A 23,183-nucleotide genomic window follows, 5' to 3' on the forward strand; every position below is an offset into this window, starting at 1 on the left:
ATGGACGACAACTTTTTCGATTTTTCCCCGGCCCGCGTGGCCGAGCTCGCGCAGACCGATGCCGCGCGGGCGTTGCGCGAGGACGCCGGCGACGGCGACCTCACGGCAGGCCTGGTGCCCGCCGGCGGGCACGCCACGGCGCGAGTGCTGCTGCGCGAGCCCGCCGTGCTGTGCGGCGCACCGTGGGTGGAGGCGGTCGTGCGGCAGCTCGATCCGCAGGCCCGTATCGTGTGGCATGGTGCAGAAGGCACGCAGTGCGCGGCCGAGCAGACCGTGCTCGAAATTTCGGGCGATGCGCGGGCCCTGCTCACTGCCGAACGCACCGCGCTTAACTTCCTGCAGCTGCTGAGCGCCGTCGCGACGCGCACCGCCACCTACGTCGAAGCGGTCCGCGGCACGCGCGCCGCCATCGTCGACACCCGCAAGACCCTGCCGGGCCTGCGTCTGGCGCAGAAGTACGCGGTGCGCGTCGGCGGCGGCACCAACCACCGAATCGGCTTGTACGACGCCATCCTGATCAAGGAAAACCACATCGCCGCCGCGGGTGGCGTCAGCGCCGCGCTGCAAGCCGCCGCGCGCGTGGCCGGCCAGGCAAAGTTCGTCGAAATCGAAGTCGAGACGCTGGACCAGCTCGACGAGGCGCTGGCCCAGGGCGCGCGGATGGTGCTGCTGGACAACATGGACCTGCCGACCCTGCGCGAAGCCGTGCGCCGCAACGAGGCGGCCGGAAAGACCCGCGCGGTGTTGGAGATCTCCGGCGGCGTCACACTCGAGAGCGTGCGTGCCCTGGCCGAGACCGGCGTCGATCGCATCTCGGTGGGCGCGCTGACCAAGGACATCAAGGCCATCGATTTTTCGATGCGCTTCCAGGAGGGCTGAGCCGTGGCGACTTCCGTCATCAGCGTCGACTACGAGCAGCCGGCCCAAGCCGGTGCCGCCTGCGACACGCGCCATGCCTGGGCGCGCGTCCCGCCCGAGCCGTCGCCAACCGAACGCGCAGCGCTGAAGCAGCGTATCCGCCGCCTGCTGCGCGAGCGCGATGCGGTGATGGTGTCGCACTACTACGTGCATCCCGACCTGCAGGACCTGGCCGAGGAAACCGGCGGCCTGGTGAGCGATTCGCTCGAGATGGCACGCTTCGGCCGCGACCATGCGGCAAGGACGCTGGTGGTTTCGGGCGTGCGCTTCATGGGCGAGACCGCCAAGATTCTGTCGCCCGAAAAGCGTGTGCTGATGCCCGATCTCGACGCCACCTGTTCGCTCGATCTCGGCTGCCCGGCCGATGCTTTCAGCGCCTTCTGCGACCGGCATCCGGACCACACGGTGGTCGTCTACGCCAACACCAGCGCGGCCGTGAAGGCGCGCGCCGACTGGCTGGTGACTTCAAGCTGCGCGCTCGACGTGGTGCGTGCGCTGGCGGCGCAGGGCCGCAAGATCCTCTGGGCGCCCGACCGGCACCTGGGCGACTACATCCGGCGCGAAACCGGCGCCGACATGGTGAGCTGGGAAGGCGCCTGCATCGTGCACGACGAATTCAAGGCGCTCGAGCTGGAACTGCTGAAAGAGGCCCATCCGCGGGCCAAGGTGCTGGTGCATCCAGAAGCGCCGGCCGACGTGATCGCGCTGGCCGATGCGGTGGGCTCGACCTCCGGCATCCTGAATGCGGCGCAGCGCATGGATGCAGCCGAGTTCATCGTCGCCACCGACAGCGGCATGCTGCACAAGCTGCGCACGCTCAATCCCGGCAAGATCTTCATCGAGGCGCCCACGGCCGGCAACGGCGCCACCTGCAAGAGCTGCGCGCACTGCCCCTGGATGGCCATGAACGGCCTGGCCGACCTGGCGCGCGTGCTCGAAACGGGCGCCGGCGAGATCCATGTCGACCCGGCGCTGGGCCTTCGCGCTCGCGTGCCGATCGATCGCATGCTGGCTTTCACGGCGGGGCTGAAAAACGGCCAGCCGGCCGGCAGCTTGGTCGCCGGCATCGGCGCGGCCTGAGCCGAGCCTCCGGCGTCAGGCGCCGAGCTCCAGCACGCACTCGTCGCCCAGCGCATCGCGCCAGACGCGCACCCGCGAGGGCGGCGGCCGCATGCCGGCCAGGGCCTTGGCGATGAACAGGCAAAGATTTTCCAGCGTGGGGATGCCCAGGCCCGGCACATCGTCGAGCAGGTGATGGTCGAGTTGCGCGCGTACGGCATTCAGATGCCCGCGCAACACGCCGAGGTCGATGACCATGCCGGTTTCGACATTGAGCGGGCCGCGTACGGCGACCTCCGCGTGGTAAGTGTGGCCGTGGATGCGGCGGCTGCCTTCGGCGTCGATCTCGCGCCTGAGGGTGTGGGCAGCGTCGAAAAAGAAGCGCTGGCTGATGGTGAGTTGGGTGGACATTGGCGTCAGTCGGGGAACACCGCGGAACCGGCTTTGCCGGGCCGCTGGTGTTGCCCCCGGAGAGGGGGTTGGCGGACCACACGAAGTGGGGGAGCCTGGGGGAGAGCTAAATTTCAGCGGATCCCGGTCAGTTTGTGGGTCTGCAGGCTGAGCCGCCAGCCGGGGCGGTGCATGCAGGTGTCGATGCACAGGGCCGTGTTCTCGGCCTGTGCCGGACCGTCCATCGGCTGCAGGAAGCGGTGCGCGAAGTGGCTGTCGGCCTGCAACGCGTCCAGGTCGAGGCCGGGCTGCGGCCACACCACCTTGAGCTCCTGCCCCGTGCGCTGGACCCAGGGCGCGCCGGCCTTCGGGCTGATGCAAAGCCAGTCGATGCCTTCGGGCGCAAGGACAGTGCCGTTGCTTTCCACCGCGATCCGGAAGCGGCGCGCATGCAGCGCGGCGATGAGCGCCGCGTCCACTTGCAGCAGCGGTTCGCCGCCGGTGAGCACGACCATCCGGTGCTCGGCGTCGCCGGCCGGCCATTGCGCGGCGATGGTGTCGGCAAGCAGCTCGGCGTTGGCGAACTTGCCGCCCAGCGTGCCGTCGGTGCCGACGAAATCGGTGTCGCAGAAGCGGCAGATGGCGCTCTCGCGGTCACTCTCGCGGCCGCTCCACAGGTTGCAGCCGGCAAAGCGGCAGAACACGGCCGGCGTGCCGGCCTGGGCGCCTTCGCCTTGCAGGGTGTAGAAGATTTCCTTGACGCTGTAACTCATGAAGACTCAGAGGTCGATTTCCAGGTTGTCGATCAGCCGCGTGGCACCCAGGCGCGCCGCGGCCAGCGCAACCAGCGGCTCGCCGGGCGCCGGCGCCTGCAGGTCGGCGCGGCGGCGCAGTACCAGGTAGTCGGGCTGCCAGCCGCGCTCTTTCAATGACTGCATCGCGCGCGCTTCGATCGCAGCCAAGTCGCGTTCGCCCGAACGCAGCGCGCTGTCCATGGCTTGCAGCGCCTTCGACAACTGCACCGCCTCCGCGCGCTCGGCCTCGCTCAGGTAGCCGTTGCGCGAGGACAGCGCGAGGCCGTCTTCGGCGCGCCGGGTCTCGCTGCCCACGATCTCGATCGGCAGCGCGAACTGCCGCACCATGTGGCGGATGACCATCAGCTGCTGATAGTCCTTCTTGCCGAACACCGCGACGCGCGGCTGCACGCAACTGAAGAGCTTCATCACCACGGTGCAGACGCCGACGAAGAAGCCGGGCCGGAAATGGCCTTCGAGGATGTCGGCCAGCACTGGGTCCGGATGCACCTTGCAGGTCTGCGGCTCGGGGTAGAGCGCCTTTTCGTCGGGCGCGAACAGAAGGTCGCAGCCGGCCGAGCGCAGCTTCTCGCAGTCGCTGTCCCAGGTGCGCGGATAGGTGTCGAAGTCCTCGTGCGGCAGGAACTGCAGCCGGTTGACGAAGATGCTGGCCACCGTGACGTCGCCCAGCGGCTTGGCCTGGCGCACCAGGGCCAGGTGGCCCTCGTGCAGGTTGCCCATGGTGGGAACGAAGGCCGGGCGCTGGAAGCGGCCCAGGTGCTCGCGCAGTTCGGGGAGGGTGCGGGCGATGTGCATGGTCGTGATCTGCCTACCAGGCGTGGAGTTGGTCGTCGGGGAAGCTGCCGTCCTTCACCGCGCGCACATAAGCTGCAAGAGCCTCTGCGATGCCGGGCGCATCGGCCATGAAGTTGCGCACGAACTTCGGCATCTTGCCGAGGTTGATGCCCAGCATGTCGTGCAGCACCAGCACCTGGCCGGCGGTGCCGCGGCCGGCGCCGATGCCGATGGTGGCGCAGTGCTTCAGTTCGGCCGTGAGCTCGGCGGCCAGGGCGGCCGGCACCATCTCCAGCACCAGCATCGCGGCGCCCGCGTCCTGCAGCGCATGGGCCTCGCGCTTGAGCAGGGCGGCGGCCTCGCTGCCCTTGCCCTGCACGCGGTAGCCGCCCAGCGCATGCACCGTCTGCGGCGTCAGGCCGAGGTGAGCGCACACCGGGATGCCGCGCTCGATCAGGAAGCGCACGGTCTCGGTGGTCCAGCCGCCGCCTTCGAGCTTGACCATGTGGGCGCCGGCCTGCATCAGCACCGTGGCGCTGGCGAGGGCCTGCTCGCGCGATTCCTGGTAGCTGCCGAAGGGCAGGTCGGCGATCAGCCAGGCCGTGCCCTGCACCCGGTGCAATCCCCGAAAGACGCTCTCGGTGTGGTAGCGCATGGCCTCCAGCGTCACGCCCACGGTGCTGTGCAGCCCCTGGCAGACCATGCCCAGGGAGTCGCCGACCAGCAGGCATTCGACGCCCGCCGCATCGGCCATGGCGGCGAAGGTGGCGTCGTAGGCGGTCAGCATGGTGATCTTCTCGCCGCGCGCATGCAGGTCCGCCAGGCGCGGCAGGCTGAGCGGTTTGCGCAGCGAGGGCGGGGAGGCGGGCGGCAGGGTGCCGTAGGGAGTGGCGGAGCCGGCGGCGTTCGACATGGTGGGCTTCTTCAACAGTGGCGCAGCGCGCCGTAGGTTCGAACCGGGCGGCGCCTCAGGCGGCCGGCGGTACCAGGATGGTCGGTGCCGCGGGCGCGGCGAGCGATGGATAGTCGCGGCTGAAATGCAGGCCGCGGCTCTCGCGCCGCGCCTGCGCCGAGCGCACGATGAGCTCGGCCACCTGCACCAGGTTGCGCAGCTCCAGCAGGTCGCGCGTGACGTGGAAGTGGGCGTAGAACTCCTGGATCTCGCTGTCCAGCAGCGCGATACGGTGAGCCGCGCGCTCCAGCCGCTTGTTGGTGCGCACGATGCCCACGTAGTCCCACATGAAGCGGCGCAGCTCGTCCCAGTTGTGCGAGATGACCACGGTCTCGTCGGCATCGGTGACGCGGCTGTCGTCCCAGGGCGGCAGCTCGGCGCCGGCGTGCGCCGGCGCCTCGGCGATGGCCTGTGCGGCCGCGCGTGCGAACACCATGCATTCGACCAATGAGTTGCTGGCCAGCCGGTTGGCGCCGTGCAGGCCGGTGCAGGCGGTCTCGCCGATGGCGTAGAGGCCCGGCACGTCGGTGCGGCCGGCGAGGTCGCTCAGCACGCCGCCGCAGGTGTAGTGCGCGGCCGGCACCACGGGAATGGGCTCGCGCGTGATGTCGATGCCCAGTTCGGCGCAGCGCGCGAGGATGTTGGGAAAGTGTTCCTGCAGGAAGGCCGGGCTCTGGTGCGAGATGTCCAGGTGCACGCAGTCCAGCCCGTGCTTCTTCATCTCGAAGTCGATGGCGCGCGCCACCACGTCGCGCGGCGCCAGCTCGGCGCGCGCATCGTGCGCGGGCATGAAGCGGGTCCCGTCGGGCAGCTTGAGCAGTCCGCCCTCGCCGCGCACCGCCTCGCTGATGAGGAAGGACTTGGCATGCGGGTGGTAGAGGCAGGTTGGGTGGAACTGGATGAACTCCATGTTCGCCACCTGGCAGCCCGCGCGCCAGGCCGCGGCGATGCCGTCGCCGGTGGCCGTGTCGGGGTTGGTGGTGTAGAGATAGACCTTGCCGGCGCCACCGGTGGCCAGGATGGTGTGGGGTGCGCGGAAGGTGACCACCTCGTCGGTCGCTGCATTCAGCGCATAGAGGCCCAGGCAGGCCGGGTCGGCCAGTCCGAGCTTGCGGCCGGTGATGACGTCGACCAGCGTGTGTTCTTCGAACAGTGTGATGCCGGGCGTGCGGCGCACGACCTCGATCAGCGTGCGCTGTACCGCGGCGCCGGTGGCGTCGGTCACGTGCACGATGCGGCGCTGGCTGTGGCCGCCTTCGCGCGTCAGGTGCAGTTCGCCGTTCTCGAGCGAGAAGGGCACGCCGAGTTCGCGCAGCCAGGCGATGGCCTCGGGCGCGTGCTCGACCACGAAGCGGGTGGCGGCCAGGTCGCAGAGCCCGGCGCCGGCGACCAGCGTGTCGTCCACGTGGGACTGCAGGCTGTCGTCTTCGCCCAGCACCGCCGCGATCCCGCCCTGCGCCCACTGGCTGGAACCGTCGTTCAGCGCGCGCTTGGTGAGCACGGCCACGCGGTGCGTGGGCGCCAGGTGCAGCGCGGCACTGAGGCCGGCCAGACCGCTGCCGACGATGAGGACGTCGAACTCATGCATATATCGCTCACCCCCAGGCTTGCCCACTTCGTGTGGCCGCCACCGCCCTCACCGGGGTCGCCACCAGCGGGCCGGCGAAGCCGGTTCCGCGGTGTCTCCCGAATGGGCCTGGCTTCGCCGGCCTCGAATTGATGACCACGCGTCGGGCAACGCCCGGCCGGCGCGCTGAATAGAGCAACATCATGCCGGGGCGTAGGCCAGCCGCACGTAGATCGGCGCGAAGGCCTCGGCCTGCGTGATGTCGATCAGCGTTTCCTTCGCGAGTTCGAGCATCGCGATGAAGGTGACGATCAGCACCGGCACGCCGCGCGTGACGTCGAACAGCTTCTCGAACTCGACGAACTGCCGCCCCTGCAGGTGGCGCAGCACGATGCTCATGTGCTCGCGCACGCTGAGCTCCTCGCGCGAGATCTTGTGGTGCTGCACGAGCTTGGCGCGCTTCAGGATGTCGGCCCAGGCCTCGCGCAGGTCGACCACGTTCACGTCGGGAAAGCGCGGCTTGAGCGACTGCTCGATGTAGACCTGCGCCTTCCAGAAATCGCGCCCGGCCTGCGGCATCGCGCTGATCGAAGCGGCCTGCAGCTTGGCCTGCTCGTACTCGAGCAGGCGGCGCACCAGTTCCGCGCGCGGGTCCTCGACCTCCTCGCCCTCGGCCGTCTTTTTGGGTGGCAGCAGCATGCGCGACTTGATCTCGATCAGCATCGCGGCCATCAGCAGGTACTCGGCCGCGAGCTCGAGGTTGGTCTGGCGCACCTGGTCCACATAGGTCAGGTACTGCCGCGTCAGTCCCGCCATCGGGATGTCGAGGATGTTGAAGTTCTGCTTGCGGATCAGGTAGAGCAGCAGGTCCAGCGGCCCTTCGAAGGCTTCGAGGAAGACCTGCAGCGCCTCGGGCGGGATGTAGAGGTCGTTGGGCAGCGCGAACAGCGGCTCGCCGTAGAGCCGCGCGAGCGCGACCTGGTCGATCACCTCGGGCATGGCCGCGATCGGCGGCGCGTCGTCGTCGACGACGTCCTCTGCCTCCACGGCACGGGCATCGTCGCCCGCCATGGTGGCCCGGGAGTGCGCTACAGGCCGGATGGGCACTTGTTACTTCACGCGCGTCTGGTAGACGTAGGGCTGCTGCGGCACATTGGCCTGGCCGTACTCCTCGAGCGCGTCGCGGTCGAGGTGCTTGTCCCACAGCAGCGCGCGGCCGGCGCGCTGTTCGGCTTCGAGGGTCGGCTTCTTTTCCTTCATCTCTTCGATGAAGTTCGTGATCTCGGAGGTGTAGTGGGGGCGGGCGAAGATGGACATGGGGGTTTGGACCTTTGCGGCGAATTTTACCGGGGCTCAATCCCGGCCATCCGGCACCGGTGGATTCCTCATTGTTGGAGGGGTCGCCATGCGCTAGCGTGGCGACTCCCAAACACCACAAGGAGACTGCCCATGCGCCGACTTTCGCTGTACCTCGCTTCGACGGCCGCGGCGGCCATTGCACTGGCGGCCTGCAGCGGCATGACCGGTACGCCGCAAAGCAAGATGAGCTTCTTCCTGACCAGCACGAACCCCGGCAAGGGCGCCGACTTCGGCGGCCTCGCGGGCGCCGACCGCTACTGCCAGAGCCTGGCGGCGAGCGCGGGCGCCGGCAACCGGACCTGGCGCGCCTACCTGAGCAACAGCGCCTTGGCCGGCAGCCCGGCGGTGAATGCGCGCGACCGGATCGGCAGCGGCCCGTGGCTCAACGCCAAGGGCGAGTTGATCGCCAGCAATGTCGACGGGCTGCACGGTCCTGACAACAAGCTCAACAAGCAGACGGCGCTGACCGAAAAGGGCCAGATCATCAGCGGAAGCGGCGACGCGGTCACCCTGCACGACATCCTGACCGGCTCCTCGCCCGACGGCCGTGCCGTGAGCGACGGCAAGGACAACACCTGCGGCAACTGGACCAAGAGTGGCGAAGGCTCGGCCATCGTGGGTCACCACGACCGCAGGGGGCTGGACGACAGTGCGCCCGCGAAGTCCTGGAACTCCTCGCACCCCACCCGCGGCTGCAGCCTGGACGCCCTCAAGTCAACCGGCGGCGGCGGCTTGATGTATTGCTTCGCACAATAAATGAGGCTCACCCCCAGGCTTGCCCACTTCGCCGCTTTGGCGGCGGTGCTGTGCCTGGGGGGTTGCGATCGACAGCGCATCAGCGAGCTGGAAGAAGGCGTCTCGACCGAGGCCGATGTGCGGACCCGCTTCGGCCAGCCGGAAAACATCTGGGACGCGCCGGGCGGCCGTGTCTTCGAGTACAACCGCCAGCCCCAGGGCCAGAAGAACTACATGATCACCATCGGCCCCGACGGCAAGATGAGCGCGCTGCGCCAGGTGCTCACGCCCGAGAACTTCGCCCGGGTGCAGCCCGGCATGGCGATGGAAGATCTGCGCCGGCTGCTGGGCAAGCCGGCCAGGCGCACGCCGTACCCGCTCAAGAACGAGACCGCCTGGGAATGGCGCTGGCTCCAGCCGCCGAATTCGCCGATGGTGTTCGTCGCCACGCTCAATGACGACCAGCGCGTGGTGCGCACCGGTTCTTCGCCCGACCGCAGCACCGAAGCCAATTCGAACTAGTGCGCGGCCTGGCCCGGCGCGCCCGAGGTGATCTCGTCCGCGAAGCCCGAGCGCACGATCACTTCGAGCGGTTGCGGCTGCAGCGACTCGATGCGCAGCACGCCGTCGCGCGCCAGCACCGCCTTGTGCAGCTGGCGCAGCGCGTCCAGGCCGGTGGCGTCGAGCGAAATCAGCTGCATCGCATCGAGCACCACCGTCATGCCGCGCGGGGCCCGCTCGACGGCCTGCACGGTCGGGTCCAGCTTGGCTGCGGCGCCGAAGAACAGCGCACCGTAGAGCCTGAAGGTCAGCACCGGCGGCTGCAGCGACACCATCTCGATGCTGAACAGCGTGCTCATGCGCCGGATGAACAGGGCACAGGCCAGCACGATGCCCGCCTGCACCGCCACCGTGAGGTCGAACACCACGGTGAGGAAGAAGGTGCCGAGCATCAGGAACCGGTAATGCTGGCTGAAGCGGCGCAGCATGTAGGGGGAGAACTCGTGCCATTCGCCCATGTTCCAGGCCACGAAGACCAGGATGCCGGCCAGCACCGCCAGCGGCACGTGCTGCGCGAGCGGCGCTGCCACCAGCACCACCACCAGCAGCGTGAGCGCGTGCACGATGCCGGCGATGGGCGAGCTGGCGCCGGCGCGCACGTTGGTCACGGTGCGCGCGATGGTGCCGGTGGCCGGCATGCCGCCGAAGAAAGGCGTGACCAGGTTGGCGATGCCCTGCGCCATCAGTTCCTGGTTGGGATCGTGGCGCGGCTGGCCGCTGGCCTGGTCGGCCACGCGCGCGCACAGCAGCGACTCGATCGCGCCGAGCAGCGCGATGGTGATCGTGGGCGTCACCAACTGCTTGACGGTTTCCCACGAGAAATCGGGCAGTGCGAAGCCCGGCACGCCCTCGGGAATGCCGCCGAAGCGCGTGCCGATGGTCTCCACCGGCAGGCTGAAGCCCCAGGACACCAGCGTCAGCGTGACCAGCGCGACGATCGGCCCCGGCATGCGCGAACCGGCGCGCACGGCGCGCAGCTCGGTCATGCGGCCCAGCACCAGGTGCACCGCATAGCCGAAGCGCGTCTTGTCGTGCAGGAGCTTCGGCCAGGCGAACAGGCCGATGAGGCAGGCCAGGCCGAGCCCGAAGGCGTAGGGATTGAAGCTGCCGAGGTTCTTGGCCAGCGTGTGCAGCTGGGAGAACATGTCGGCCGGCATCTTGGCGATCGAGAGGCCGAGCCAGTCCTTGAGCTGCGAGATCAGGATCAGCGCCGCGATGCCGTTGGTGAAGCCGATCACGATCGACACCGGCACGTAGCGGATCAGGTTGCCGAGCCGGAACAGCCCCATCAGCAGCAGCAGCAGGCCCGCGCAAGCGGTGGCGATCAACAGGTTCGCCACGCCGTAGCGCTCGACGATGCCGTAGACGATCACGATGAAGGCGCCGGCCGGCCCGCCGATCTGCACCGCCGAGCCGCCCAGGGCCGAGATCAGGAAGCCGGCGATGATCGCGGTCCAGATGCCGGCCTCGGGCTTGAGCCCGGAGGCGATCGCGAAAGCCATTGCGAGCGGCAGCGCCACGATGCCCACCGTGGCGCCGGCGCCGAGGTCCTTGAAGAAGCGTTCCCTGTCGTAGCCGGCCAGCGTGTCGATCAGTCGGGGGCGGAAGGGCGCAAGCTTCAATGGCGAGGTCATGACGCTATTGTGGATGCGCCTTTTTCGCTCAACGGTCTTCGCTGTCGGGCAGCACGGCATCGGCCGCGGCGCCTACTGCCTTGCCCGTGATGCGGGCGGTGCCGATCGCCGCATCGGCCGCCAGGCCGACCGCGCCGGCGCCCACGCTCACCACCGTGCTGGCGACGCTGACCACTGCGCAGCCGCCCAAGGGCAGGCAGAAAGCCAGGATCAGCGCGGCGATCGGGAAGAAGCGGTTCATGAGCGGCGCTAGCGTACCCGCATGCCGGGCGTTGCGCCACTCGTCGGCTCGAGCACGTAGATGCCGGGCTCTGCCTTCTCGTCGGCATGGCTGGCGGCCAGCACCATGCCTTCGGAGATGCCGAACTTCATCTTGCGCGGCGCCAGGTTGGCGACCAGCACCGTGAGCTTGCCGACCAGCTGCTCGGGCTCGTAGGCCGAGGCGATGCCGGAGAAGACGTTGCGGGTCTTGCCCTCGCCGGCATCGAGCGTCAGGTGCAGCAGCTTGGTCGAGCCTTCGACCTTCTGGCAGGCCACGATCTTCGCGATGCGCAGGTCGATCTTTGCGAAGTCGTCGATGGTGATGGTCGGGGCGATGCCTTCGCCGCCGGGGAGCGCGGTGGCGGGAGCGGCTTCCGGGGCCGGCTCGGGCGGCTCGAACAGCTGGTCGAGCTGCTTGGCGTCAACGCGCTGCATCAGGTGCTTGTATTCGCCGATCGGGTGACCCGTGCGCAATGGCGCATGGACGTCGCTCCACGCCAGTGGATCGATCTTCAGGAACTCCTCGACGTTCCTGGCGAGCGTCGGCAAGACGGGCTTGAGGTAGAGCGTCAGCAGGCGGAAGGCCTCGATGCAGGCCGAGCACACGTCGTGCAGCCGCGCCTCCTGGCCTGCCTGCTTCGCGAGCTCCCACGGCTTGTTGGCGTCGACGTACGCATTCACATGGTCGGCCAGCGCCATGATCTCGCGCAGCGCGCGCGCGAAGTCGCGGCTGTCGTAGAGGGTGCGGATGTTCTCCGCTTCGAGGCGCAGCACCTCCAGCACATGCAGGCCGTCGCTGCTGACCTGCCCCAGATGGCCGCCGAAGCGCTTGGCGACGAAGCCGGCCGCACGGCTCGCGATGTTGATGTACTTGCCGATCAGGTCGGCGTTCACGCGCGCGATGAAGTCGTCGGGATTGAAGTCGACGTCTTCCACCTTGGCGTTGAGCTTGGCCGCGATGTAGTAGCGCAGCCATTCGGGGTTCATGCCGATCGAGAGGTACTTGAGCGGGTCGATGCCGGTGCCGCGGCTCTTGCTCATCTTCTCGCCCGAGACCGTGATGAAGCCGTGCACGTTGACCTGGCTCGGCGTCTTGCGGCCGCTGAACTGCAGCATCGCGGGCCAGAAGAGCGTGTGGAAGTAGACGATGTCCTTGCCGATGAAGTGCACCTGCTCCACCGCCGGATCGGCGACGAACTCGTCGAAGCTTTGCGATGTGCGCGAAGCCTCGTGCCAGTGGGCGGCGGCCTGGCCCTTGTCGAAGTGGTTCTTCAGGCTCGCGAGGTAGCCCACGGGCGCATCGAGCCAGACGTAGAAGTACTTGCCCGGCGCATCGGGAATCTCGATGCCGAAGTAGGGCGCCTCGCGCGAGATGTCCCAGTCGGCCATGCCGGCCTCGAACCACTCGCTGGCCTTCTTCGCCATCTCGGGCTGCAGCTTGCCGTCCTGCGTCCACTTCTTCAGGAAGTCGACCACCTTCGGGTCGGAGAGCTTGAAGAAGAAGTGCTCGGAGCTGCGCAGCTCGGGCGTTGCGCCGGTGAGCGTCGAATAGGGGTTGATCAGCTCGGTCGGTGCATAGACGCTGCTGCAGACCTCGCAGGCGTCGCCGTACTGGTCCTTGGCGTGGCACACCGGGCATTCGCCCTTGATGTAGCGATCGGGCAGGAACATGCCCTTCACCGGGTCGTAGAACTGCTCGATGGTGCGCGTGGCGATCATGCCGCCCGCCTTGAGCTTCCTGTAGATGCCCTGAGCCAGCTCGGTGTTCTCCGCACTGTCGGTCGAGTGCCAGTTGTCGAAGCGGATGTGGAAGCCGTCGAGGTATTCCTTGCGGCCCGCGGCAATCTCGCCGACGAATTCCTGCGGCGTCTTGCCGGCCTTTTCGGCCGCGATCATGATCGGCGCGCCATGCGCGTCGTCGGCGCCCACGAAGTGCACCATGTGGCCCTGCATGCGTTGGAACCGCACCCAGATGTCGGCCTGGATGTATTCCATGATGTGGCCGACGTGGAACTTGCCGTTGGCATACGGCAGGGCGGTGGTGACGAAAAGCTTGCGCTGGGACATCGGGGAGGCGCTTTCTGGGGGAACGGAGGAGCCGGCGGGAGGGGCATTTTAGGCGGCCGGGCGCTGCTGATAGATTGGCCGGGACATGAAGCACGCTGTCTTCTTCCGCAATCTCAACCTGGGACGGCCGAACTGCCCGACCCGGGCGCAGTTCGAGGCCGCCTTCCTGGCGGCCGGTGCCGGGTCGGCTTCCTCCTTCCTCACCAACGGCACGCTGGTCTTCGAAGCGCGAAACAAGACCGAGGCGCGCAAGGTGCTGGCGCAGGCCTGCGAGGCGCTTGCGGCCGAGTGCGGATTGCGCGAGCCGGCCTTCCTGCGCAGCGTGGACCGCCTGGCCGAGCTCGTGGCTCTCGATCCCTTCGCAGCCGTCGATCGCGGCAGCGTCTACGAAGTCTGCGTGTCCTTCCTCGGCGCCAGGCGCGGGGCGCTGCCCGCGCTGCCGCTGGTCTCGAAGCGCCTGGACGTCGAAGTCCTTCACGCCACCGAGGGCGAGGCCTTCAGCATCAGCCGCGTCGTCGGCAACACGCCGGGCAGCCCGAACGCCTTCCTCGAAAAGCTGCTGGGCGCACCGGCGAGCACGCGGGCCTGGAACACGGTCGTGCGGCTGGTCGAGAAGCATTGCTGAGCCGCCTAGCAAACCAACCGTGGGTGCGGTGTGGTGACAAAAGGCACACAGCAGGCTAGGATGCCGGCATGAAGTCTTTTCGGTGGAGCCCGGAGAAAAACGACATGCTCAGGGCAGATCGAGGAGTCTCTTTCGAGAGCATTGTTGTCGCTATCGAATCGGGCGGCTTGCTGGATATCCTGGCCCACCCCAATCAGGTGAAATATCCGAGGCAGCGAGTACTCGTCGTGGCTTATGACGGCTATGCGTATTTGGTGCCGTTTGTCGAAGAGGAAGACTATTTCTTCTTGAAGAACGTCATCCCGAGCCGCAAAGCGACACGCGACTACTTGAATACGGGTGAATCAGATGCAGAACATTGACGACAACGAAAGCGAAATTTCCAGCGCCTACGACAAGGGAAAACTCAAGTCGGTCGCCACCAAGAGCGAGCTTGCCAAGTTCAAGGCGGTGGCGCGGGCCACCGCCATCAAGGATCGGCGCGTCAATATCCGCCTTTCCTCCGGCGACTTGAACGACATCCAGGTCAAGGCCCTCGAAGAAGGCATGCCCTATCAAACCTTGATTGCCAGCGTGCTTCACAAGTACGTCACGGGCCGCCTGGCAGAGCAGCCCGAACGCACCACTCCCTCGCCGCGCGCCGCCGCGCGCAAGCGGCGTCCCAGCTCCGCGAGTTGACTCGGTCATGACTCCGACCCTCCCCACCCTCTCCCTGATCGAAACCCGCGTGCTCGGCGTGCTGGCCGAGAAGCAGCGCACCGTGCCCGACAGCTATCCGCTGACCTTGAATGCGCTGGTGGCCGGCTGCAACCAGAAGACCAGCCGCAACCCGCTGATGGAGGCCTCGGACACCGACGTGCAGGCCGCGCTCGACAGCCTCAAGGGCTACAGCCTGGTCATGGAATCAAGCGGCGGGCGCGTTTCGCGCTACGAGCACAACATCGAGCGGGTGCTGCGCGTGCCCTCGCAGTCGGCCATCCTGCTGACGGTGCTGATGCTGCGCGGCCCGCAGACCGCCGGCGAACTGCGCATTGCCTGCGAGCGCATGCACAACTTCGCCGACATCTCCTCGGTCGAGGCTTTTCTCGACGAGCTCGCGGCCCGGCCGGCCGGCGCGCTGGTGCTGAAGATGTCGCGCCTGCCCGGAGCACGCGAGAGCCGCTGGGCCCATCTGCTCGCCGGCGAGCCGCCCGAGAGCACGCCGGAGACCCGCACCGCGAGCGGTCCGCAAGACGCCTCGCTCGGTGAAGTGGCGGCGCTGAAACTCAACGTGGCGCGGCTCGAGGCGGAGGTTGCCGCGCTCAAGACCTTGACGGCGCGGATCTGCTCCGAGCTCGGCATCGCCAACGACGGCTGATCAGGACGGCGCCCAGCCGAAGAAGCGACGCACTTCGTCGCGCTGCTTCAGCGTATCGGCCCGCCCGAGCGCCATCAGCTCGCGCGTGAAGCCCTGATCGAAGAGAAGATAGCTCGCGAGCGCCGCACCCTTGACCTCGTTGTGGCCCGAGAGCGCGTCGCGGCCGCCGAACAGGCGGCGCACCGCGCCGGGCAAGGCGCCCACATGGCGCGCGGCGATTGCGTCGATGCGCTCCGAGGGCGAGATCAGCAGCAGCTCGACCGGCCGCAGGCTCGTGTTCTGCCGCGCAACGGGCGGGATCAGCGCCAGCGTCTGGTTGATGCGCCGCAGGCGCTCGACGTCGACCGCCAGCGCATCAAGGAAGATGCTCGACAGTGCATGGCCCGCGATCTGCGCCATGGTCGGATAGCCGGTGAAGGTGTTGGGTGCGGGCGCTTCGCGCGGCTCGCTCATGCGGCCGGCGCCCACGGCGAGGATGCGCTGCGCGCCCAGGTGGATGGCGGCCGCGATCGGCGCCGACTGGCGCATCGAGCCGTCGCCGAAGTACTCGGTATGGCCGCCCAGGTCCAGGCCGGTGGACGGGAATACGAAGGGAATGGCCGAGGAGGCCAGCAGATGCGCGTGCGTGATGTGCCCCGGCACCGCGATGCGCTGCGAGCGCACCCAGGGTTCCATCGGTGCGGCCGCGTCGAAGAAGGTGACGTGCTCGCCCGAGCTGTAGCTCGACGCGGTCACGGCCAGTGCCTGCAGGTGGCCGTCGCGCATCAGTTGCGGAAGGCGGTCCAGCGGCACCATGCGCTCGAGCAGCTCGGCCAGCGGCGCGTTGTCCAGCAGCGAGCGCGGCGCGAGGCGCAGCCACTTGCGCAGCAACTGGCCCACGCCCAGCAGCAGGCGCCAGCGCGCGCCGGCATCGAGCATGGCCAGCGAATCGGCGCGGTACACCTGCTCGGTGCGAAAGCCCTGCCACACGTCGGCGATGCGCCGCACGGTGGCATCGAAGTCGTCGCTGCCGCAGGCCAGCGCCGCGGCGTTGATGGCGCCGGCCGAGGTGCCGGTGATCACGGCGAAGGGATTGCCCTGCGTCCCCGCACCCGCAGCGAGCCGCAGGTCGGCAATGGCTTCGAGCACGCCGACCTGGTACGCGGCGCGGGCGCCGCCGCCGGTTAGCAGCAGGCCGGTGGCGGGCAGGGGGGCGGATTCGGGCGGTGGTGGCATGAAGGGCGCCCAAGCGTACCCGCCCTTCGGCCCTTTCGCACGGTCCTAGGCTTCGTCGTGCACCGGCGAATCCGCAGCCAGCGCCTGCTCCACCACCTCGCGCGTCAGCGTCGGCGCAAAGGATTCGATGAAGGCATGCACATAGCCGCGCAGGTAGCTGCCGCGCCGCACCGCGAGCTTGGTGAGGTTGATGCCGAACAGCGGGCCGGCATCCAGCGCGCGCAGCTGCGTGTCGCGCTCGGCCTCGTAGGCGACGCCGGCGACGATGCCCACGCCCATGCCGAGCTGCACATAGGTCTTGATCACGTCGGCGTCCATCGCGGTCAGCACGATGCTGGGCGCGAGGCCTTCATCCTCGAAGGCGCGGTCGATCTTCGTGCGGCCGGTGAAGCCGGTGTCGTAGGTGATCAGCGGATAACGGGCCAGCGCCTCCAGCGTGAGCGCTGCATCGAGCAGCGCATGCCCCGGCGGCACGATCACCGAATGCGTCCAGCGGTAGCAGGGCAGCGCGACCAGCTGTGGATAGTCGCCCAGCGCCTCGGTCGCGATGCCGACGTCCGCCTCGCCGTCGATCAGCATTTGCGCGATCTGCTTGGGCGAGCCCTGGTGCAGATGGAGCTTGACGTCGGGGAAGTGGCTGCGGAACTCCTGCACCGCCACCGGCAGCGCATAGCGCGCCTGCGAATGCGTGGCAGCGATGGAGAGCAGGCCGCTTTGCCGCGCGACGAATTCCTGCCCCGCATGCCGCAGGTTGCTGCTCTCCATCAGCATGCGCTCGATGATCGGCAGCACATGGCCGCCGGGTTCGGTCAGGCCGGTCAGGCGCTTGCCGGCGCGCACGAAGAGCTCGATGCCGAGCTCTTCCTCGAGTTCGCGGATCTGCCGGCTCACGCCGGGCTGGGAGGTGTGGAGCGTGTGGGCGACTTCGGTGAGGTTGAAGCCGCAGCGCACGGCTTCGCGCACCGAGCGCAGTTGTTGGAAATTCATAGGGCTCGAACGGAGAACGGCGCCGCAAGGGGCGTGGCGCGCCATTGTCCGCAGGGGCCTCGGATCTGGGAACGACCGATTCGTTGATTCCAAATAATCAACTCATCTAACCGTTCGCAGAGAAGGACAGGTCGAAGGTGGAACGCACATCCAGCGGCTGCTTGATGAGCCCGACCTGGTGATAGAAGTCGGCCGTGCCCTGTTGGTCGGCAATCACCCGCGCATCGATGGGCACCCACTTCTGCTGGCGACGCTCGAACTGCAGCTTCGCGGCGTCGGCCGGGATGCCGATGATGCGTGCCAGCGTGGCCGAGAAGGCATCGACATTGCGGTACGACCAGCGCTGCGCGCGCACCACGCGCTGCAGGAAGTCCTGCAGCACCGGCCGCTTGGCGGCGATCGCTGCATCGGTGGCGGCCAGGTAGCTCAGGCCCGGCAGCAGGCCGCGGCCGCTCGCCAGCACCCGCGCATGCCCGCTGGTTTCGGCCAGCGCGGTGTAGGGCTCCCAGGTGGCCCAGGCATCGACCGAGCCTTGCGTCAGCGCGAGCTTGGCATCGGCCGGGGCGAGGAAGCGCAGGTTCACGTCCTCCGGCTTGAGGCCGGCCGTTGTGATGGCCTTCAGCGTGATGTAGTGGCCGATCGAGCCGCGGTTGGTCGCGATGCTCTTGCCCTTGAGGTCGGCCGCGCTCTTGAGCGGCGAGTCGGGCCGCACCAGCACGGCCGTGCCGTAGGCATCGGAACGGTTGGCGCCGATCGCCTTGACGCGCGTGCCGGCCGCGAGCGCGAAGATCAGCGGCGCATCGCCGATCGGCCCCGAGTCCACGGCTTCTGCATTGAGCGCTTCGGCCAGCGGCGCGGCGGCCGGGAACTCGGACCACTGGATGTCGTAGCTCAGGCCCTCGAGGCTGCCGGCCGCTTCGAGCAGCGCGCGCAGGCCGCCTTTCTGGTCGCCGGCCTTGAGCACGGGGCGCGATTGCGCATGCAGCGCGGGGGCCGGCAGCGCGAGGCTGGTGGCGCCGGCGAGCGTGTGGGTGATGAAGCGACGGCGGGATGCCTGGGTCATGAAGAAGACTCCTTGAATGTGATGAAAGAGGGCGGGCTCAGTGCACGAAGCCGCCCTTGACGAAGCGCACCGGCTCGGCGTCCATGCGCGCGATCAGGGCGCCGAGGCCGTCGGTGAGCGAAGCGTCTTGCGCGTCACGCGGCACCGCCTCGGTGCGGCACAGCAGGTCGTCCTCCGACCAGCCGGCCTGGCCCGGCGCGCTGCGGGCGCGCAGCCAGCCGCCGCGGTCCGCCAGCAGTTGCGTGCCGGCCAGTTGTTCCGTGCCTGCGACCAGTGCAAAGGCGTCCCAGGCATTTGGGTCGGCGATGCAGTCGATGCCGGACTGCGAGGAGGTGTCGCCCGGAGGTCGCAACAGCACGGTCACCAACCGCGGGTCTTCGAGCAAAGGCGCCGCCGCGGCCGAAGCCACGATGCGCAGGCGCTGGCCGCGCCAGCTCGCGAGCGTGCGCGGTGTGCGGCCTTCGCAGCGCACCGCGACATCGGGCAGGCCGATGGGCTGGGCCCAGAGGCCGGTCGCGCGCAGGCTCTGTCCCGCGCCCTGGGCCTTCATGAAATCGATCAGCGCCCAGGCCTCGCGCGCACCGAACAGCCCGTCGAAGGCCGGCATGGTGGGCGCGCCGTGCCTGTCCTGCATGCCGTGGAGCACGCGCCACAGCAGGTCGCCATCGGCGCGCCGCCACAGGAGCGGGCCGCTGAGGTTCGGCGGCCACACGGGCTGTGCGGCTGCCAGCGGACCCTGGCCGCGCCCGTCCGCGCCATGGCAGCCGATGCAGTGCTGCGCATAGAGCGCGCGTCCCTGCGCGATGGAGGCCGCGCTGAAGCCGGTGGGCGAGCGATGGAAGCTCGCGGGATAGGCCGCCACCAGCACCACATGGGCCTCGGGCCAGGGTGCGGCGGCCAGCAGCAGCGGAACCATCGCGACGAGCACGATCCGCCGCCGGCGCCAGACCAGCGCGAGCAACAAGGCAAACAGCGCAGCCGCGAGCACCAGCAGCGTGAGCGCGAGCCGCCGTGCCTGGCCGAGATCGATCAACAGGTTCTCGCCCGACAGGCGCAACGCCCATGGCCAAGCCGGCTGGCCATGGCTGGTGCCCGCGAGTCCGAGCCACGCGAGCAGCCGCAGCAGGCCGAGTTGCGCAGCCTGCAGAAAACCGATCAGCGCGTTGAGCCCATCGGCCTCGGCCAGCGGTGTCATCGGGATCTACCAGGTCGCATCCAAACCTAGATGACGCAGTGCTTCGTGCCGGAGTTCGGCCAGCCTCGGATGGCCGCGATGACGCGGGTAGGGCAGGTCGACTTCGAGCTGCGCCGTGATGCGCGCCGGCCGGTCGCTCAGCACGATCACCCGATTGGCGAGGAACAACGCCTCTTCGACATCGTGCGTGACCAGCAGCGCCGAGAAGCCCGTCCGCTGCCACAGGTTGACCAGCTCGCTCTGCATCGCGATGCGCGTCAGCGAGTCGAGCTTGCCCAGCGGCTCGTCGAGCACCAGCAGCTGCGGATCGTTGACCAGCGCCCGCGCCAGCGCGACGCGTTGCGCCATGCCCCCCGAGAGCTGATGGGGAAAGCTCTTCGCGAAGTCGGCAAGGCCCACGAGCCTGAGCGCATCGTCGACGCGCGAACGTTGCGTCTTCAGCAGGCCGCGCGCCTGCAGCCCGAGCGCCACGTTGTCCCACACGTTGCGCCACGGATAGAGCGTCGGGTCTTGGAACACCACGATGCGCGAGGGACCGGGTCGCGCGATGCGCTCGCCGTCCTGCGTGATGCTGCCGGTGGTGGCTGGCTCCAGCCCGGCCACCAGCCGCAGCAGCGTCGACTTGCCGCAGCCGCTAGGCCCCAGCAGCGCGACGAACTCGCCCGGCTGCACCGTGAGGTCGATGCCGTCTAGCACCTGCAGCACGCCGGCCGACAGCTGGAACCAGTGGCCGACGTTGCGCACCTCGATGCGTGCGCCGGCGGTTGTCGTCGCTGCGGCTACCACTTGACCGTCCCCTTCTGCCACGAGAGCGCGCGGTCGCGCACCGCGAACAGCAGCGTGATGAGGCCCGAGCACAGCACCGCCATCACCAGCAGCGCCGCATACATGTTGGCGTAGGCGGCCCAGCCCTGGGCCCACTGCAGGTACCAGCCGAGGCCGGCCTTCACGCCCATCATCTCGGCCGTGACCAGCACCGAGAACGAAGCACCGAGCCCCATGAAGAGGCCGACGAAGACCTGCGGCAGGGCAGCCGGCACCGCCACGCGCAGCACCAGGAACCATTCGGGCGCGCCCAGCGTGCGCGCCACGTCGTAGTAGTTCTTGTTGACCGAGGCCACGCCCGACCAGCTCAGCACCGCCACCGGGAAGAAGGTCGCGAGCCCGATCAGGAACACCGCGGCCGCATAGCTCGAGGGCGCGAAGAAGAAGGCCAGCGGCAGCAGCGCCGAGGCCGGCACCGGCCCGAGAAAGCGCAGCAGCGGATGCACCCAGTAGCCGGCGATGCGCGACCAGCCGATCCAGACGCCGGTCGCGAAGCCGACCCCCGCGCCGAGCACGAAGCCGTGCGCCAGCAGGCGCGCCGAATGCGCGGTCGAGAGGCCGAGCCGGCGCCAGTCCTCGTAGGCGACGTCGATCAGGCTTTGCGGCGGGGCGAAGAAGGGCGGTGGCAGCAGGCCCAGCTTGGCGGTCGCCACCTCCCACAGCGCGAGCAGCAGCGGGGCCGCGACCAGCCACTGGCCGGCCGGGCGAAGCACGCGTCCGATGCGGCCGGCGCGCGCGCCGAGCAGCGCGATCGCGAGCAGCAGCAGCGCCACCGCGATCGCGGCGCCACCGAATTCGGTGGTGAAATTCCAGTCGCTGAAGCCGACCTCCTTGTTGGGCCAGATCAGCGTGACTGCACCGAGCGCGAGCCACGCGGCCGCCGCGACGGTGCCGGTGCGCCAAACGCCGGCGAGTACCGGTTCGCGCAACGCAAGCGGCTGCGCCGGCGGCGCGTCCAGTACCTGCTCGGCCGTGGTCATGCGAGCACATCCACCGACACGTGGTTCGCGAGCCGCGCCGGATCGGTGTTCTGCTTCAGCACGCCGACCGAGCGGAAGTCGCGCGCATAGAACTCGACCTCGTCGCGCAGGCTTTTGCCGACGGGGTGGTGCCCATGCGTCAGCGTCCCCAGCAACGCCTGCAGATCCTCGACCGGCACCTTGGGCGAGTACTTGGCGAAGAGCTTGGCCGACTCGTTCGGGTTCTCGGCCACGAAGTCCGAGGCCTGCACGATCGCACGCACCAATGCCGCGACCACCGGCTTCTCCTTGCGCACCAGCTCGCCGCGCGCGCCGACGATGCAGCAGACCTTGTCCTTGTATTCGCCCGAGAGGTTGGAGGCCAGCTGGACGTAGCGGTCCTTGTTGCGCTTCTCGATCAGGTAGAGCGTCGGGTCGCCGTCGGCGATCGCCTGGATCTCGCCCTTGTTGACCGCGATGTCGAGCAGGTCGGCCGGGTACTGGCGCCAGGTCACATCGCGGTCCGCATCGATGCCGTTCTTCTTCAGCAGGATCGAGAAGAAGTTCTTGCCCGGGCTCGCGATGTCCGAGACGCCGATGGTCTTGCCCTTGAGCTTCTGCAGGTCGGTGATGCCGGCTTCCTTGACGCCCACCAGGCGCACGCAGCCGCCGTGCGAGCTGCCGACGATCTTGACGTCGAAGCCCGATTCGAGCGGCTTCAGCCAGCGATGGATCATGCCCACCGCGGCGTCGGCCTTGGCGGTGGCGAGCGATTCGAGCAGCTGGTCGGTGGAGCCGGTGTAGTTGACCAGGTCCACCTGCAGGCCGTTCTTCTCGAAGAAGCCGCGCTCCTGCGCCACCACCACCGGCGAGAGGCAGAAGGCGGTGGCGTTCCAGGCGAAGCTGAGCTTGCGCGGCTGCGACCAGGCGCGCGAGGCGAGCAGGCCGCTGGATGCGATGACGGCAGCGGCGCCGCCGGCGCGCAGCACGCGGCGGCGCGAAAAGGATGTGTTCATGGCGAAGGGCCTCGGATCAAAGAAGAAGTTCAGGCTCGGCCTCGACCAGCCCTTCGTAGAGGCTTTCGAAGGCATGCAGCGCGCCTTCGGGCCCGCCGATCTGGCCGTGCGTGTGGCGCGCGACCGCTTCGTCGATGGGATGCGGCGTGCCGGCGGCCTCGGCCAGGAGCTGCGTGTGGCAGGCGTTGTCGAGCGCGATGTACCACCAGGCCGCGGCCTCGACGGTCGGGCCGGCCGTCAGGATGCCGTGGTTCTTGAGGATCGCGCCCTTGCGATCGCCCAGCGCCTTCGCGATGCGCAGCCCCTCGCTCTCGTCGACCACCATGCCGGCGAAATCGTCGAAGAGCGCGTGGTCGTCGTGGAACACGCAACTGTCCTGCGTCAGCGTGTCCAGCTTGCGGCCCAGCGTCGACCAGGCCTTGCCGTAGGTCGAATGCGTGTGCGCGGCCGCGATGACCTTCGGGTTGTATTCGTGGATCGCCGCATGGATCGCGAAGGCCGCCTTGTTGAGCGGGCGCTCGCCGATCACTGTCTCGCCCTTCGAATTGACCAGCAGCAGGTCCGACACCTTGATGCGCGAGAAGTGCACGCCCAGCGGGTTGACCCAGAAATGGTCCGTGAGCTCCGGGTCGCGTGCCGTGATGTGGCCTGCCAGCCCCTGCGCAAAGCCGAAGCGCGCGAACAGGCGGAAGGCGCCGGCCAGCCGCTCCTGGCGATGGCGGCGCTCGGCTTCGATGCTGGGGCGCGGCGCAGGCGGATCGAACCAGTATTTCTGCTGCGGGTTCGGATTGAGTTGAAGTTGCTGCGACCTGGCGGCCGGGCGGTCGATGGAAAGAACGGCGCTCATGG

At 68.6% G+C, this 23,183-nt stretch carries 26 protein-coding genes; 8 read left to right on the forward strand and 18 right to left on the reverse strand.

All coding sequences use genetic code 11. From position 1 onward, the window contains the following. Both nadC and nadA read left to right on the forward strand, forming a co-directional pair. Complete coding sequence (gene nadC, locus BLS74_RS11430; RefSeq protein ID WP_093105882.1) at positions 1–879, forward strand: carboxylating nicotinate-nucleotide diphosphorylase; 879 nt, start codon at positions 1–3, stop codon at positions 877–879. 3 nt (positions 880–882) lie between these two features. Beyond that, complete coding sequence (gene nadA / locus BLS74_RS11435) at positions 883–1,998, forward strand: quinolinate synthase NadA (protein ID WP_093105884.1); 1,116 nt, start codon at positions 883–885, stop codon at positions 1,996–1,998. Positions 1,999–2,013: 15 nt separating this feature from the next. Here the strand turns inward: nadA and BLS74_RS11440 are convergent, their stop codons facing one another. The 7 genes from BLS74_RS11440 to BLS74_RS11470 form a co-directional block, all read right to left on the reverse strand. After that, positions 2,014–2,388, reverse strand: coding sequence for a 6-carboxytetrahydropterin synthase (locus BLS74_RS11440; protein WP_093105887.1), 375 nt, complete (start codon positions 2,386–2,388; stop codon positions 2,014–2,016). A gap of 113 nt (positions 2,389–2,501) precedes the next feature. After that, positions 2,502–3,140: a 7-carboxy-7-deazaguanine synthase gene (gene queE, locus BLS74_RS11445; protein WP_093105889.1), complete on the reverse strand. Its 639-nt coding sequence runs from the start codon at positions 3,138–3,140 to the stop codon at positions 2,502–2,504. 6 nt (positions 3,141–3,146) lie between these two features. Beyond that, positions 3,147–3,977 (reverse strand): pantoate--beta-alanine ligase, encoded by an 831-nt coding sequence (gene panC / locus BLS74_RS11450; protein ID WP_093105892.1) that lies wholly within the window; start codon positions 3,975–3,977, stop codon positions 3,147–3,149. 13 nt (positions 3,978–3,990) lie between these two features. After that, a complete protein-coding gene (panB, locus tag BLS74_RS11455) occupies positions 3,991–4,869 on the reverse strand; it encodes a 3-methyl-2-oxobutanoate hydroxymethyltransferase (RefSeq protein WP_093106161.1) in 879 nt (292 codons plus the stop codon). A 55-nt stretch (positions 4,870–4,924) separates the two neighbouring features. Further along, the gene (nadB, locus tag BLS74_RS11460) at positions 4,925–6,496 is read right to left on the reverse strand and encodes an L-aspartate oxidase (RefSeq protein WP_093105894.1); all 1,572 of its coding nucleotides are present in this window, start codon (positions 6,494–6,496) and stop codon (positions 4,925–4,927) included. 180 nt (positions 6,497–6,676) lie between these two features. After that, on the reverse strand, positions 6,677–7,474 hold the full coding sequence (locus BLS74_RS11465) for a segregation and condensation protein A (RefSeq protein WP_093106164.1): 798 nt from the start codon (positions 7,472–7,474) through the stop codon (positions 6,677–6,679). 111 nt (positions 7,475–7,585) lie between these two features. After that, the gene (locus BLS74_RS11470; RefSeq protein ID WP_093105897.1) at positions 7,586–7,792 is read right to left on the reverse strand and encodes a DUF3460 family protein; all 207 of its coding nucleotides are present in this window, start codon (positions 7,790–7,792) and stop codon (positions 7,586–7,588) included. Positions 7,793–7,924: 132 nt separating this feature from the next. Here BLS74_RS11470 and BLS74_RS11475 point away from each other — a divergent pair, with 132 nt between their 5' ends. Both BLS74_RS11475 and BLS74_RS11480 read left to right on the forward strand, forming a co-directional pair. Beyond that, positions 7,925–8,590 (forward strand): hypothetical protein, encoded by a 666-nt coding sequence (locus BLS74_RS11475; RefSeq protein ID WP_093105899.1) that lies wholly within the window; start codon positions 7,925–7,927, stop codon positions 8,588–8,590. Then, a complete protein-coding gene (locus BLS74_RS11480) occupies positions 8,591–9,091 on the forward strand; it encodes an outer membrane protein assembly factor BamE (protein ID WP_093105902.1) in 501 nt (166 codons plus the stop codon). On the opposite strand, the gene BLS74_RS11485 is transcribed toward BLS74_RS11480, so the two are convergent. From BLS74_RS11485 to metG, 3 genes are read right to left on the reverse strand one after another with little or no spacing between them, the layout of a single operon-like run. Continuing rightward, positions 9,088–10,764, reverse strand: a complete 1,677-nt coding sequence (locus BLS74_RS11485; protein ID WP_093105904.1) for a SulP family inorganic anion transporter — start codon at positions 10,762–10,764, stop codon at positions 9,088–9,090. The two genes, BLS74_RS11480 and BLS74_RS11485, sit on opposite strands and share 4 nt — an antisense overlap. 28 nt (positions 10,765–10,792) lie before the next feature. Next, positions 10,793–11,005: a hypothetical protein gene (locus BLS74_RS11490; RefSeq protein ID WP_093105907.1), complete on the reverse strand. Its 213-nt coding sequence runs from the start codon at positions 11,003–11,005 to the stop codon at positions 10,793–10,795. Positions 11,006–11,013: 8 nt separating this feature from the next. Further along, a complete protein-coding gene (gene metG / locus BLS74_RS11495) occupies positions 11,014–13,092 on the reverse strand; it encodes a methionine--tRNA ligase (RefSeq protein ID WP_093105909.1) in 2,079 nt (692 codons plus the stop codon). A gap of 85 nt (positions 13,093–13,177) precedes the next feature. Between metG and BLS74_RS11500 the strand changes: the two genes are divergently transcribed. The 4 genes from BLS74_RS11500 to BLS74_RS11515 all read left to right on the forward strand — a co-directional run bounded on the left by BLS74_RS11500 (position 13,178) and on the right by BLS74_RS11515 (position 15,074). Beyond that, the gene (locus BLS74_RS11500; protein WP_093105912.1) at positions 13,178–13,717 is read left to right on the forward strand and encodes a DUF1697 domain-containing protein; all 540 of its coding nucleotides are present in this window, start codon (positions 13,178–13,180) and stop codon (positions 13,715–13,717) included. A 68-nt stretch (positions 13,718–13,785) separates the two neighbouring features. Continuing rightward, positions 13,786–14,079, forward strand: coding sequence for a BrnT family toxin (locus BLS74_RS11505; protein ID WP_093105914.1), 294 nt, complete (start codon positions 13,786–13,788; stop codon positions 14,077–14,079). Beyond that, positions 14,057–14,395, forward strand: coding sequence for a hypothetical protein (locus BLS74_RS11510; protein WP_212733654.1), 339 nt, complete (start codon positions 14,057–14,059; stop codon positions 14,393–14,395). Before BLS74_RS11505 ends, BLS74_RS11510 begins: the two co-directional genes overlap by 23 nt. A 7-nt stretch (positions 14,396–14,402) precedes the next feature. Then, a complete protein-coding gene (locus tag BLS74_RS11515) occupies positions 14,403–15,074 on the forward strand; it encodes a YceH family protein (RefSeq protein ID WP_093105920.1) in 672 nt (223 codons plus the stop codon). Here the strand turns inward: BLS74_RS11515 and BLS74_RS11520 are convergent, their stop codons facing one another. The 8 genes from BLS74_RS11520 to BLS74_RS11555 all read right to left on the reverse strand — a co-directional run bounded on the left by BLS74_RS11520 (position 15,075) and on the right by BLS74_RS11555 (position 23,181). After that, positions 15,075–16,289, reverse strand: coding sequence for a patatin-like phospholipase family protein (locus BLS74_RS11520; protein ID WP_093105922.1), 1,215 nt, complete (start codon positions 16,287–16,289; stop codon positions 15,075–15,077). It abuts the gene before it with no gap. Positions 16,290–16,334: 45 nt separating this feature from the next. Next, the gene (locus BLS74_RS11525; RefSeq protein ID WP_093105925.1) at positions 16,335–17,276 is read right to left on the reverse strand and encodes a CysB family HTH-type transcriptional regulator; all 942 of its coding nucleotides are present in this window, start codon (positions 17,274–17,276) and stop codon (positions 16,335–16,337) included. A gap of 106 nt (positions 17,277–17,382) precedes the next feature. Further along, complete coding sequence (locus BLS74_RS11530; RefSeq protein ID WP_093105927.1) at positions 17,383–18,339, reverse strand: ABC transporter substrate-binding protein; 957 nt, start codon at positions 18,337–18,339, stop codon at positions 17,383–17,385. 37 nt (positions 18,340–18,376) lie between these two features. Further along, positions 18,377–19,534, reverse strand: a complete 1,158-nt coding sequence (locus tag BLS74_RS11535; RefSeq protein ID WP_093105930.1) for a c-type cytochrome — start codon at positions 19,532–19,534, stop codon at positions 18,377–18,379. 6 nt (positions 19,535–19,540) lie between these two features. After that, positions 19,541–20,320 carry an ABC transporter ATP-binding protein gene (locus BLS74_RS11540; protein ID WP_093105932.1) on the reverse strand — a complete coding sequence of 260 codons (780 nt, stop codon included), beginning with the start codon at positions 20,318–20,320 and terminating at the stop codon, positions 19,541–19,543. After that, the gene (locus BLS74_RS11545; protein ID WP_093105934.1) at positions 20,314–21,339 is read right to left on the reverse strand and encodes an ABC transporter permease; all 1,026 of its coding nucleotides are present in this window, start codon (positions 21,337–21,339) and stop codon (positions 20,314–20,316) included. The genes BLS74_RS11540 and BLS74_RS11545 overlap by 7 nt, the downstream gene beginning before the upstream one ends. Next, complete coding sequence (locus BLS74_RS11550) at positions 21,336–22,334, reverse strand: ABC transporter substrate-binding protein (RefSeq protein WP_093105937.1); 999 nt, start codon at positions 22,332–22,334, stop codon at positions 21,336–21,338. Before BLS74_RS11550 ends, BLS74_RS11545 begins: the two co-directional genes overlap by 4 nt. A 16-nt stretch (positions 22,335–22,350) precedes the next feature. Further along, complete coding sequence (locus BLS74_RS11555) at positions 22,351–23,181, reverse strand: class II aldolase/adducin family protein (protein WP_093105939.1); 831 nt, start codon at positions 23,179–23,181, stop codon at positions 22,351–22,353. Between the last annotated feature and the right edge of the window lie 2 nt (positions 23,182–23,183).

This window comes from Variovorax sp. CF079 (assembly GCF_900101545.1).
Classification (GTDB): Bacteria; Pseudomonadota; Gammaproteobacteria; order Burkholderiales; family Burkholderiaceae_C; genus Variovorax.

Coding starts and splice junctions, on each gene's coding strand:
- BLS74_RS11440 (WP_093105887.1), bottom strand. CDS start 2,388: ATGTCCACCCAACTCACCATCAGCCAGCGCTTCTTTTTCGACGCTGCC.
- panB (WP_093106161.1), bottom strand. CDS start 4,869: ATGTCGAACGCCGCCGGCTCCGCCACTCCCTACGGCACCCTGCCGCCC.
- BLS74_RS11505 (WP_093105914.1), top strand. CDS start 13,786: ATGAAGTCTTTTCGGTGGAGCCCGGAGAAAAACGACATGCTCAGGGCA.
- BLS74_RS11475 (WP_093105899.1), top strand. CDS start 7,925: ATGCGCCGACTTTCGCTGTACCTCGCTTCGACGGCCGCGGCGGCCATT.
- metG (WP_093105909.1), bottom strand. CDS start 13,092: ATGTCCCAGCGCAAGCTTTTCGTCACCACCGCCCTGCCGTATGCCAAC.
- BLS74_RS11520 (WP_093105922.1), bottom strand. CDS start 16,289: ATGCCACCACCGCCCGAATCCGCCCCCCTGCCCGCCACCGGCCTGCTG.
- BLS74_RS11485 (WP_093105904.1), bottom strand. CDS start 10,764: ATGACCTCGCCATTGAAGCTTGCGCCCTTCCGCCCCCGACTGATCGAC.
- BLS74_RS11490 (WP_093105907.1), bottom strand. CDS start 11,005: ATGAACCGCTTCTTCCCGATCGCCGCGCTGATCCTGGCTTTCTGCCTG.
- BLS74_RS11500 (WP_093105912.1), top strand. CDS start 13,178: ATGAAGCACGCTGTCTTCTTCCGCAATCTCAACCTGGGACGGCCGAAC.
- BLS74_RS11545 (WP_093105934.1), bottom strand. CDS start 21,339: ATGACCACGGCCGAGCAGGTACTGGACGCGCCGCCGGCGCAGCCGCTT.
- BLS74_RS11515 (WP_093105920.1), top strand. CDS start 14,403: ATGACTCCGACCCTCCCCACCCTCTCCCTGATCGAAACCCGCGTGCTC.
- BLS74_RS11550 (WP_093105937.1), bottom strand. CDS start 22,334: ATGAACACATCCTTTTCGCGCCGCCGCGTGCTGCGCGCCGGCGGCGCC.
- nadC (WP_093105882.1), top strand. CDS start 1: ATGGACGACAACTTTTTCGATTTTTCCCCGGCCCGCGTGGCCGAGCTC.
- BLS74_RS11470 (WP_093105897.1), bottom strand. CDS start 7,792: ATGTCCATCTTCGCCCGCCCCCACTACACCTCCGAGATCACGAACTTC.
- BLS74_RS11525 (WP_093105925.1), bottom strand. CDS start 17,276: ATGAATTTCCAACAACTGCGCTCGGTGCGCGAAGCCGTGCGCTGCGGC.
- BLS74_RS11535 (WP_093105930.1), bottom strand. CDS start 19,534: ATGACACCGCTGGCCGAGGCCGATGGGCTCAACGCGCTGATCGGTTTT.
- BLS74_RS11465 (WP_093106164.1), bottom strand. CDS start 7,474: ATGCCCGAGGTGATCGACCAGGTCGCGCTCGCGCGGCTCTACGGCGAG.
- nadB (WP_093105894.1), bottom strand. CDS start 6,496: ATGCATGAGTTCGACGTCCTCATCGTCGGCAGCGGTCTGGCCGGCCTC.
- BLS74_RS11480 (WP_093105902.1), top strand. CDS start 8,591: ATGAGGCTCACCCCCAGGCTTGCCCACTTCGCCGCTTTGGCGGCGGTG.
- queE (WP_093105889.1), bottom strand. CDS start 3,140: ATGAGTTACAGCGTCAAGGAAATCTTCTACACCCTGCAAGGCGAAGGC.
- panC (WP_093105892.1), bottom strand. CDS start 3,977: ATGCACATCGCCCGCACCCTCCCCGAACTGCGCGAGCACCTGGGCCGC.
- BLS74_RS11530 (WP_093105927.1), bottom strand. CDS start 18,339: ATGACCCAGGCATCCCGCCGTCGCTTCATCACCCACACGCTCGCCGGC.
- BLS74_RS11555 (WP_093105939.1), bottom strand. CDS start 23,181: ATGAGCGCCGTTCTTTCCATCGACCGCCCGGCCGCCAGGTCGCAGCAA.